Origin of the sequence: Streptomyces sp. NPDC004667, assembly GCF_040609475.1 — a bacterium.
Lineage (GTDB): Bacteria > Actinomycetota > Actinomycetes > Streptomycetales > Streptomycetaceae > Streptomyces.
The window spans coordinates 23,700-34,460 of the sequence record NZ_JBEXKC010000025.1; the positions used below are offsets into that span (position 1 = coordinate 23,700).

Here is a 10,761-nt window from a genome sequence, read left to right on the forward strand (position 1 = left end):
CGATACGGCCTCCCCAGACCCACCCCGGTCCAGATCATCGTGCACGAGCCGCGAACCGGCTTCCTCGCCGTCATCGGCCGCAGGCCGGCCCGAGGAGGAGAGGCAGCACGCACGAACCCCGTACGCCGCACGAGTGGTATCACGCGTACCCCTGCGGACGGCGGGCAGGTCTGTGCATGCGGCAGCGTCGCCGAAGCCCACCCGCCCCACACCGTCACACCGTCACACCGTCACACCCCAGACAGAAAACGGAACATGGACTCGGAGTCCCCGATCATGCGAGAGAGCGGCGGTGTCAGCCGCCGGTCGGTGCTCAAGGCCATCCCCGCCAACCTCACAGCCGTTCTCGGCGGAACCGCGGCCGGGCGGCACGCGACAGCGCCGGCCGCTCCCTTTCCCCAGCCGGCCGTGACCGTCTCACGTCCGGTGCCGGGCGTGGTTTCTCCGGTGCTCGACCAGACTCTCGACGTCCGTTTCACCGCCGTCTCGGTCCCCGGCTACGGCCCCCTCACCACCCGCACCTACAACGGGACGATCCCGGGGCCGACCCTGCGCCTGCGCGCCGGCCACACCCTGCGGCTGACCAACGTCAACGGCCTGCCGCCCAACCCGCCCCACACCGGCGGCCCGCACACGCCGCACCACCCCAACAGCTTCAACCTGCACACCCACGGGATGCACGTCTCCCCGTCCGGGCACGCCGACAACGTCCTGCGCGAGTTCGCGCCGCGCACCCACGACGAAGTCACCGCCGGCGCCGCCGAGCCCCGGTACACCACGACCGTCCACGTCCCGGCCGACCATCCCGCCGGCACCTACTGGTACCACCCCCACCTCCACGGATCCACAGCCGAACAGATCGTCGGGGGCATGGCCGGAGTGATCATCGTCGAGGGCGACGTCGACGACGTCCCCCAGATCAGGGCCGCCGCCGACATCGTCGTCTGCATCAGCGAACTCAAAGCCAAGGACGGCAGGATCCCCGCCTTCACCTCGGGCGGCTGGGTGACCGGCGTCCCCTCGACCTTCACCGTCAACGGCACGGTCAACCCCACCCTCACACTGCGCCCCGGCGAGGTCCAGCGGTGGCGGCTGGTCGCCGCGACCGCGTTCACCGCCCTCCAGCTCATCGTCACCGCAGACCACGGCAGCCTGCCCGTGCACCAGATCGCCCAGGACGGTGTCACCTTCGCAAAGCCGGTCACCCTCACCGAACTGCAACTGGTCATGGGCAACCGCGCCGATGTCCTCGTCCGGGGCGGTGCACCCGGCACCTACACGCTGCGGGCGGCCGGGGTACCCGGGCCGCTGATGACGCTCCAGGTGACGGGAGAACCCTGCGACCCGCCGATGGAGCTGCCGTCCGCCTTGCCGCCGGGAAAGCCGTTCCTCGACGAGAGGGACATCGCCAACCCCGCCACCGACCGGGAGATCGTCTTCCACTCCGACCCCGGCGTCTTCACCGGGGCGTTCCCCAACGCCTTCCGCATGCTGGGCACCCACGCCACCCCCGCTACCGACCCCGCCGGCGACCTCACCCGCGACCCCGCCCACGGCCTCTTCGACCCCGGCCACACCAACCACACCCTGCGCCTGGGCACCGTCGAACGATGGACGATCCGCAGCGACGAGACCATGCCCGCCTTCAACCATCCCTTCCACCTCCACACCAACCCCGTCCTCCTCACCCACAGGAACGGCAGACGGCTCGATCCGCCCGTGTGGCACGACACCATCGGCCTGGCCGGTGGCCCGTCCGCCCCGTCCACTCCGTCCGTCACCTTCCTCGTCAAGTACGAGGACTTCACCGGCCGCACCATCGCCCACTGCCACCAGCTCCACCACGAAGACCTCGGTATGATGCAAACCGTCCAGTACGTCCCGCCGACCGGCGTGCGGTGACGGGTGTGGTGGGTGGTGTCGGAACGGCCCTTGCCGTTGGCCGTGGATCGGTTCCGGGTCAGTGCACGGCAGTGGGTTGATCCGGCTGTGCGGCTTGCACCGGGAGCGTTGGCTGCCGTCGCAGCGGATACAGCAGGAACGCGCCGAAGGCGAGGGCGAGGACGCCGAGGGGGATGCCGCCGAGCATGAGGCGCATGCCCCGGATGGCCGCGTCGGACTGGCGTGCCGCGCCGGCTCCGTACCCGGTGACGGAGAGGACGACGGAGGTGATCGCGGCCTGGAGGGAGACCGACCAGCGGACGACGAACCCGTTCATGCCGATGTACATGCCCTCGCGGCGCCGCCCGTGGCGTGCGGCGTCGTCGTCGATGACGTCCGCGAGCAGGACCTCCAGCAGCACCATCATTCCCGCCACGGCCACGCCGGCCAGCGCGGCCGCGATCAGCGCTCCCTCCAGTGAGGACACGAACAGGAAGGGGGCGAGGGCGCCGGCGTAGACGAGCGTCGTGGCGAGGACCGAGGTACGTCCGCCCCAGCGGGCGAGCGCCTTGCCCCAGACGAAGACGCCGGGGATGGCGGTGAGGAAGACCGTGCCGAGGATGTAGGTGTTGGCGATGTCGTCCGTGTGCAGCACGTATTTGCTGAAGAAGGGGATGCTGCCCTGCATGAGCGCGACGACGAGCTGGAGCAGGAAGCTGCCGGTCACATAGGTCAGGAAGGCCATGTTGGTGAGGGTGTGGCGCAGCGCCTCGCCGAGTCCGGCGTGCTTGCCGGTTGCGATCGCGTCTCCCTGCTCGATGCTGCCGGTCAGGGAGACGGCGAGGGCGCCCAGGGCGATCAGGGAGAAGCACAGTCCCATGCCGGGCCAGCCGATGCGCTGGTGGACGACGGGCGCGCCCGCGACGCCGACGATCATTCCGACGATGCCGAACACCTGCCGGGCGGGGGCGGCGGCGGCTCGTTGCCCGGTCGTGCGGAACATCTCGGGGAAGAGCGAGCCGTAGTTGAGGACGACGCCGACGAACAGTACGTCGTGGATCAGGATGGTGATCAGGAAGTACCAGAAGCGGGCGGTGGCACCGTCGAAGACGGGTATCCAGATCAGTGCCGAGACGGCGGTCAGCGGTGCCATGCCGAAGCCGATGTAGGGGGTGCGGCGCCCCCATCGGGTCCGGGTCCGGTCCGAGACGTGCCCGAGGACGGGGTTGAGGATGCCGCTCGCGACCCCGTGGACCATCATCGCGATGCCGATCAGCGCAGGGTCCACGCCGAGACGGTCGATGTAGTAGAACGTCACATAGGTCGCGAAGACCTGCGCGAGCAGTTGGACGCCGAGGTTTCCCGCCCCGTAGGCGAGTGGCCGGTGGGCTCGCTTCACGGGTGGCCGCCGGAGACGCGGCCCGGGGTACGGCGGCGTGTGGTTCTTCGCACGTCTCCTCCGTACGGGCCCGCCGGCGGAGGGTGGTGCGGTCGTGGCGGGCGGTCTCCTTCGGTGTCGGCGGGTCCGGTAGCGGCCGCGTCGAGGGTGAGGGGTTCCCGGCGGCGGTCCTGCCGTTCGGCGGGTGGGCGGCCGGGACGTTCTGCGAGGTTCACGAGTGGTGCGGGTCCTTCTCGTTTCAAGGAGGGAGAGGAGGACGGTGGGTGCGCCGCCCGGGTGGTCGTGGTCCCTTCAGGCCAGGGCCTTCAGGCGCACACCTGCTCGTAGAGCCGGTCACGGAGTTCCTCGTGCGCGAGCCCGGCCGCACCGCGCAGCACGGCGGTGTCGGGGGGCAGCGGGGAGGCGAGCAGGCGCAGATGGAGGGGACCGGCATCGCGGGCGAACTGGTCGCCGACCAGGTCGAGCAGGGCCTGGTTGGCGTGGCCTACGGGCCCGCCGACCACCACGGCCTGTGGTTCCAGGAGCAGGCAGACGGAAGCGATCACCAGGCTGAGCCGGCGCGCGTACTCCATGGCGGGCAGCAGTGCCGCCCGTTCTCCGGCCAGTGCACGGGCGAACAGGTCCGGGGAGGGCGGGCCGTCCGGGGTGGGCAGGACGTGCTCCCCCACTCCGAGTCCGGGCTGCGGCAGGTAGCCGGCCTCGCCCGCGCCGCCGGCCGCGCCCCGGTACAGGCGGCCGCCGAGGACGAGGCCGGCGCCGAGGCCGCTGCCGAGGCGTAGCAGCACGAAGTCGTCCAGGCCCCGCCCGGCGCCGTGCCGCTGCTCGGCGAGGGCAGCCAGGTTGGCGTCGTTCTCCAGGACGAAGGGGACGGGCAGTCGTGCGGTGAGTTCGGCGATCAGGGCGGCCGGATCGTCGCCCAGCGCGCGGCCGTGGCGGATCGTCCGCCGGTCCGTGGCGACGAGAGCGGGGACGCCGAGGACGGCGTGGCCGAGTCGGGTCCGGTCGGCACCGCAGGCGTCGAGCGTCTGCTCCGCGAGGTCGGTGAGGGATGTGGCGAGCGCTGCCGCGGAGCAGTTGCCGCGGGGGCGTGGCACGGCTCTGGCGCCGCACTCCTTCCCGGAGGCGGAGACGACGACGGCCCGCAGGGTGGTGTGGCCGATCTGCAGACCGAGGGCGTATCCGAGCCCCGGATCGATCTCGTACAACTGGGCGTTGGGGCCGCGGCTGCCGTCCCTGACCGTGTGTTCGTGCTCCCGTACGGCCCCGCGCTCGCGCAGTGCGTCGAGTGCCTGGGCGATGGTGGGGCGCGAGAGCCCGGTGGACGCGGCCAGGGCGGCCCGGCTCAGCGGCGCGTCGACGGCGTCGAGCGCGTCGAACACGGCCCGGGTGTTGAGGGTCCGCAGCAGTTGCTGGGGGCCGGCAAGGAACTCCTGCGCCATGGCGGTGCGGCGTCTCCTCCGGGAGGGGGCCGGTCCGTGAGGCGTCCGGCCGGGCAATGTGCAAGAACGATGCACGTTTACGTGCGACACCGTTATATGCCCCACCCGGCCCGTCGATCAAGTGCTCGAAGCTGTCGCGTTGTCGAGTGTGCTTTTGGAGCTTTTCTAAGCTTTTGGCTCTGGTGTCCAGGGCGCCTCCGGTGGGGCCGGCGGGTGCCGCTCGCAGAAACGTGAAGTCCAGCGTCATGTTTTTCTTCGCCTGGGCGGGGCGCCGACGGAGGCCGATCGGGCGGCAATTCCCTTGAGGTGATGGCGAGTTGGGGAGTCGCACCCCGACTCCGCAGGAATGTGACCTGCGTCACCGGTTAAGGATTGTTTAAGAATCAACGTCGTGAGTGTCCGTATTTTCCAGATTTTGTTCGCAGTTGACGGTCACCTTGACCGTCGATCAAAGTCTCCTCGGCTTCAGCCTCACGCTCCACGGATCCGCCACCTCACCCACAGCTACTCCATGTCTGGAGCATCTGAATGCGTAACAGGACTGCCCTGACCGCAGCAGTCACATCCAGCACCCCTGAACCAGAGTCACGTCCCACGCACGACGACCTCGTCTTCGGGAAGGTCGCCCGGCCCGACGACACCGGTCCGGGCGCACGCGCTCAGGACGTCGACCTCTTCAACGCCGCTCTGCCCCTGTCGCGGATCCCTGGGGAGGCCGGGCCGCACGCGCGCCACGGGGCGCGGAAGACCCCTCAGCTCCGCAAGACACCGCGGTCAGGAGCCGCGAAGGCGCCCGAGGGCAAAGGGCGGATCGAAATGCCGCTGCCGCTGCTTCTCTCGGGCGCGCTCGCCGTGGGGATCGCACTGGCGGTCGGCCTCACCTTCGGGACGGACCAGCCCGCCGCCAACCTGACGCTCGAAATGCCCGACCTCCCGCCTCTGCCGCCCCGCGCGACCCCGGACTCCGAGCCACCCGTCACCCCTGCCGGCTCCACACCAGCGACGACGGCGACAGCCGCCCCGACGAAGCCGGCTGCGCCTTCCGGCCCCCGTCCGGCACGGACCTCCGTGCCACCCACCACGCAGCAGCCGAAACCGTCACCGACCCGCAGCTCCGGGCCGTCCCGGCGGCCGGAGACGGACGTCCTCCAACTCGGCAGCAGGGGCGCCGAGGTCGAGGACCTCCAGCGCCGCCTCCAGCAGCTGCGCCTGTACCTCGGACCGGCCGACGGGATCTTCACCACGTCCGTCATGGAGGCCGTGAGCCGCTTCCAGAGGTCCCGCGCCATCCCGCAGGAACACGGCGCGTACGGCCCTCTGACCCGCGCGGTCCTGCGCGCCGAGACCGGCCGGAACTACCGCAGCGGCCGCGACGACGACTGGCGCCGGGCCGACTGGGACTACTGACCCGGCGGGCGTCCGAGCGGACGGCCGCCACCCCTCGACCTGCCGGACCGCTGTCTCCTGACGGCCTTCCCGGTCACTTCCCCACCTGTCCCACCTGACCCACCTGCCCCATCACCACAGAACGGCACAGCCATGCCTCAGACAACCACCGTCCGTACGTCCGCACGCGTACGCGGCACCGTGGCGCTCGGCCTCATCCTCGGCCTCACGGCCCCGTGCACCGCCTTCGCCGCGCCCCTCGCGCCCCTCGCACCCCTCGCACCCCTCACCCCCCGTACCCCCGCGACCGGACAGTCCCCGTCGTGCCCGGCTGCGGGCAAGGAGCCGGGGATCGGCCCGTACCCGCTCTTCACCGACTCCAACGTCGCCCTGTACGCGGGAGGCAACTACACCGCGGACGGCGGAACCGCCGAAGCGGAGGGCCTTGTGGTCGTCCGGGGGAACGCCACCTTCGCCAAGACGTCCGGGGGCGTGTTCAACATCGGCCGGGTCGGGGCGGGTTCGGGCATTCTGCCCGCGTCGGGTTCCGTGATGCTGGCGGTCGGCGGCAACCTGGAGATCGCCAAGGCGACCACCGTCGACGTGGGCCACGGCCTGACGGCGGGCCCGCGCTACGGCGGCTCCGTACAGGTGGGCGGGACCATCTCCGAGAAGGGCTCGCTGGAGACGAACGGCGGGTCGCGTTCCTCCGGCGCCGGCACCCGCGCGGCCCTGAGCCCCTACGACGCGTTCGGTGACACGCTCCGCAACGAGTCGGCCTCGCTCGCCTCGCTCAAGCCCACCGGTACGAGCGCCCGCTCGGGCCAGACCGTCACCTTCACCGGCGGCGCGAACACGGCCGGCCCGCAGGTCTTCGAGATCCCGGCGAAGGACCTCGACGGCGCTTCGACCTTCCTGTTCACGTCGATTCCCGACAAGGACGCCGTCGTGGTCAACGTGACGGGCGGCCAGGCGGTCGGCGTCTCGCCCCTGTCCGTCGGATTCAACGGTGACCGCGTCGACGTCTACGACTCCGCGCACTTCGGCGAGGCCGCGTCGCGGATCCTCTACAACCTCCGGGACTCCACCGCGGTCAACCTCAGCGGCGGAGGCAACTTCATGGGCTCGATCCTCGCGCCCAAGGCGACCGCCGACATCACCGCGAGCACCAACGGCCGCCTCTACATCGGCGGCAACCTGCGCACCCACGGCTCCGGCAACGAGACCCACAACTACCCGTGGAGGGACAGCAGCGTCTTCGGCTGCACCCCCACCCCGCCCAAGCCCGCGCCCACCACGCCCACCACACCCGCACCGCAGCCCCCCACACCCACCACCCCTTCCGGCAGCCCGACCAAGCCCGGTGACTCCAGCACCCGCACGCACCCGTCCCCGACCGGCACGCGTCCCGCCAACCCGGCCACTCCCACACCCGCTCCGTCCCCCGACCGGCCCCACGGATCACTGGCCACCACCGGCGCCGAGGTCACCGTCTACGGCCTGCTCGCCGCCGTCCTCGCCGCGATAGGCGTCGCCGCCGTGCTGGTCAGCCGCCGCAAGCGCGGCTGACCCACCGGGTGGTCGTCCCCGACCACCCCACCGGCCGCGGCGGCGTCCCCACTCCCCTCCACGGGACGCCGCCGCACCCAGCAGCTCGGCGTCTTCCCGGGGTGGCCAACGCGAGGCCGTCGGCGACCGGCCGGCCGGCCTCTCAGGCTCCCGGTCCGGCCGTCCTCTCGGTGGCGGCGGCGGAGGCGGAGTCCTCGGCGTAGTAGCGCCCCAGGAGTTCCCGCTCGGAGTCGCGGTGCGGGAACATGAAGAAGATCAGCAGCGCACCCAGGGCGATCGCGGCCAGGCCGACGGTGTACGCCCAGTCGTCGCCGTGGAGGAACGACTGGCGTGCTGCCGCAACGATCTGGTCGGCGTACTGCGGGTGCTGCTGGGCCACCTGGCCGGCGGAGGCGAACGACTTCGTCAGCTCGCTCTGGACCTGGTCCGACACGTTCTTGCCGTGGGGCGAAGCGGCGATCGCCGCGCTGAAGGCCGAGGCGTAGCCGGCGGTGAGGAGCAGACCCATGATGGACTGCATGACGGCCCCGCCGAGGTCCCGTTGCAGGTCGGCGGTGCCCGAGGCCATGCCGGCCCGTCGCACGGGCACCGATCCGGTCAGCGAGTGGGACGCGGGCGTCCCGGCGAGGCCGGCGCCGATGCCGATGAGTACGTAGGCGAATCCGATCTGCCAGTAGCTGCTGTGCTCGCCCCAGAACACCAGCATCCAGGCGAAGGCGAGGAAGAGGAACGCGTATCCGGACAGCAGGGTCATGCGGGCGCCGCGCGTCTCGACCAGCTTCGCGGACCGTGGTGCCACGAGCACCATCATCACGACGAGGGGGAGGATGGCGGCGCCGGCTTCGACGGGGTCGTACTCCAGCACGTTCTGCAGGTACTGCTGGCTGACGAACGCCGACCCCATCATGGCGCCGTACACGATGATTCCCGCGCACGCGGCGACCCAGAACGTGCGCCGTCCGGCGATGTGGAGGTCGTACAAGGGGTTGGGAGCCCGGCGCTGGCGCCAGAAGAACGCCGCTCCGGCGGCCAGGGCGATCACGGCGAGGCCGATGACCAGTGCCGACTGGCCGGGTACCGCGGCGAAGTTGATCGCCAGCACCAGGCCCGCGATCAGGAAGACGGACAGGATGCCGCCGAGGTTGTCCACCGGTTCGGTCGACTCGTTCGCGTGCGCGGGGACGAACAGCAGGGCCATGACCAGCGCGACCACGGCGAGGGGCAGGGTGACCAGGAACACCGACCCCCAGTAGAAGCGTTCGAGCAGCGCGCCCGCGATCACCGGTCCGAGCATGGAGATGCCGCCGCCCAGGGCCGACCACAGCGCGATCGCCTTCGTCCTCCCCGGCCCCGCCCACAGGGCGGTGATCAGCGCCAGGGTGGTCGGGTAGGCCATGCCGGCCGAGAGCCCGCCGAGGATCCGGGCCAGCACCAGGACGGTGTCGCTCGGCGCGTACGCGGCGAGCAGGCAGGCGGGGACGGACAGGGCGACGCCGAGGAGCAGCAGCAGTTTGCGCCCGTGACGGTCGCCGACCGCACCCAGGTAGAGCACCGAGGCGGCCAGGCCGAGGGAGTACCCGACGGCGATGAGGTTCAGCGCGGTCTGGGCGGAGTCGAAGGCCTTCCCGATCGCGGGCAGCGCTACGTTGGCCACCGACAGGTTCAGGTTGGCCACCGCGGCGACGATGATCAGGGACGCCAGGACGAGCCGCGCCCGCGCCGGGGCCTCATGCGGGTCGTCGATGCGAGGCGCGTCGCTTTGCGACATGGAACCTCCGGGGCGGGCTGAGTCGGGCTTCGTGAGGGTGTTGCTGGTCCGCCGCGCCGTACGTCGTCCCATGGGGATGACACGTCCGCCGTCGCCTATGCGGTCCGCCCGCCGCCGCCATGGTTCCTCGGGCAGTGGTCTGTCCCGTACCGGTCGCCGGCGGACCGTGATCTCGATGCCCTGTGAATGGTGCGGCTACTCGGCCGGGCTCGCGGAGGAGCCTGAGGCGTGATGGGCGATCAGTTCCCGGGCCGCGTCGAGGTCATCGGGACTTTTCAGCGCGAGGGCCGCCACACCGGGCAGGGCCCTCTTGGCGAGGCCCGTCAAGGTCCCGCCGGGGGCCAGTTCGAGGAGCGCCGTGACGCCGAGTTCCTTGAAGGTCTCCATGCACAGGTCCCACCGCACCGGGTTCGCCACCTGGCTCACCAGCCGCGCCAGCACCTCGGGCCCCGAGGTGACGATCCGCCCGTCCTGGTTGGACACGTAGCGGGTGTGCGGGTCGGCTGGGGTCAGCGCCGCGGTCGCGGACTTCAGGGCCGTCATGGCCGGAGCCATGTGCACGGTGTGGAAGGCCCCGGCCACCTTCAGGGGGACGACCTTGCGCGTGCCCTCCGGCTTGTCCTCGGCCAGTGCGGCCAGCTGCGCGGTGGTGCCCGCGGCCACGATCTGGTCCGCGCCGTTGACGTTCGCCGGGGTCAGGCCCAGCTTCTTGAGGTGCTGGAGCACGACCTCCAGGTCGCCGCCGAGCAGCGCGGACATGCCGGTCTCGGTGACCGAGGCGGCCCGTGCCATCGCCAGGCCGCGCTCGCGCACCAGTTCCATGGCCGACCTCTCGGACAGCACGCCGGTCAGCGCAGCGGCCGACAGCTCGCCGACGCTGTGGCCGGCGGCAGCACCCACCAGGCGGGAGAAGTCCTCCGCCGAGGGAAAGAGCTGCCGTGCGCAGACCAGGGCGCCCGCGACCAGCAGTGGCTGGGCGACGGCGGTGTCGCGGATTTCGTCCGCGTCGGCGTTCGTTCCGCAGTGGACCAGGTCCAGGTCGATGGCGGCCGACCACTCCCGGAGGCGGTCTTCCACGCCGGGGAGGTCGAGCCAGGGGGTGAGGAAGCCGGGCGTCTGGGCGCCCTGGCCGGGAGCGACGAGTACGAGCACCGCCACACTCTCCCAGCTCGAAGCGCGGACTTGCGGCAACCACACGTGGGACGCCCGACAACAACCCGTCAGGGCGACGACGGGGTAGGGGCAAGTCCGGACGGAGGGTGGGCCCCTCGGGGGTCCTGCCACCACCCACGGGAAAACCGGATGCCGGGCGGTGTGCG

General features: G+C 71.4%; 7 protein-coding genes. 3 read left to right on the forward strand and 4 right to left on the reverse strand.

Annotated features, from left to right (window positions below; genetic code table 11):
* Positions 1-447: 447 nt before the first annotated feature.
* Positions 448-1,902, forward strand: coding sequence for a multicopper oxidase domain-containing protein (locus tag ABZW32_RS16520; RefSeq protein ID WP_356216212.1), 1,455 nt, complete (start codon positions 448-450; stop codon positions 1,900-1,902).
* A gap of 58 nt (positions 1,903-1,960) precedes the next feature.
* Here the strand turns inward: ABZW32_RS16520 and ABZW32_RS16525 are convergent, their stop codons facing one another.
* Positions 1,961-3,280 carry an MFS transporter gene (locus tag ABZW32_RS16525; RefSeq protein WP_356216215.1) on the reverse strand — a complete coding sequence of 440 codons (1,320 nt, stop codon included), beginning with the start codon at positions 3,278-3,280 and terminating at the stop codon, positions 1,961-1,963.
* A gap of 305 nt (positions 3,281-3,585) precedes the next feature.
* Positions 3,586-4,719 carry an ROK family transcriptional regulator gene (locus tag ABZW32_RS16530; RefSeq protein ID WP_356216218.1) on the reverse strand — a complete coding sequence of 378 codons (1,134 nt, stop codon included), beginning with the start codon at positions 4,717-4,719 and terminating at the stop codon, positions 3,586-3,588.
* A gap of 816 nt (positions 4,720-5,535) precedes the next feature.
* Here ABZW32_RS16530 and ABZW32_RS16535 point away from each other — a divergent pair.
* Together ABZW32_RS16535 and ABZW32_RS16540 are read left to right on the forward strand one after the other, a co-directional pair.
* On the forward strand, positions 5,536-6,126 hold the full coding sequence (locus ABZW32_RS16535; protein ID WP_356216221.1) for a peptidoglycan-binding protein: 591 nt from the start codon (positions 5,536-5,538) through the stop codon (positions 6,124-6,126).
* 132 nt (positions 6,127-6,258) lie between these two features.
* Entirely contained in the window at positions 6,259-7,674 is a 1,416-nt protein-coding gene (locus tag ABZW32_RS16540) for a choice-of-anchor A family protein (RefSeq protein WP_356216223.1), read from the forward strand.
* 142 nt (positions 7,675-7,816) lie between these two features.
* On the opposite strand, the gene ABZW32_RS16545 is transcribed toward ABZW32_RS16540, so the two are convergent.
* Entirely contained in the window at positions 7,817-9,442 is a 1,626-nt protein-coding gene (locus ABZW32_RS16545; protein WP_356216226.1) for an MFS transporter, read from the reverse strand.
* Between the two features lie 195 nt (positions 9,443-9,637).
* On the reverse strand, positions 9,638-10,594 hold the full coding sequence (locus tag ABZW32_RS16550; RefSeq protein WP_356216229.1) for an ACP S-malonyltransferase: 957 nt from the start codon (positions 10,592-10,594) through the stop codon (positions 9,638-9,640).
* Positions 10,595-10,761: the final 167 nt, after the last annotated feature.

Bases quoted from the DNA above. Each gene is read 5' to 3' on its own strand.
- ABZW32_RS16530 (WP_356216218.1), bottom strand. From the start codon at position 4,719: ATGGCGCAGGAGTTCCTTGCCGGCCCCCAGCAACTGCTGCGGACCCTC.
- ABZW32_RS16535 (WP_356216221.1), top strand. From the start codon at position 5,536: ATGCCGCTGCCGCTGCTTCTCTCGGGCGCGCTCGCCGTGGGGATCGCA.
- ABZW32_RS16540 (WP_356216223.1), top strand. From the start codon at position 6,259: ATGCCTCAGACAACCACCGTCCGTACGTCCGCACGCGTACGCGGCACC.
- ABZW32_RS16545 (WP_356216226.1), bottom strand. From the start codon at position 9,442: ATGTCGCAAAGCGACGCGCCTCGCATCGACGACCCGCATGAGGCCCCG.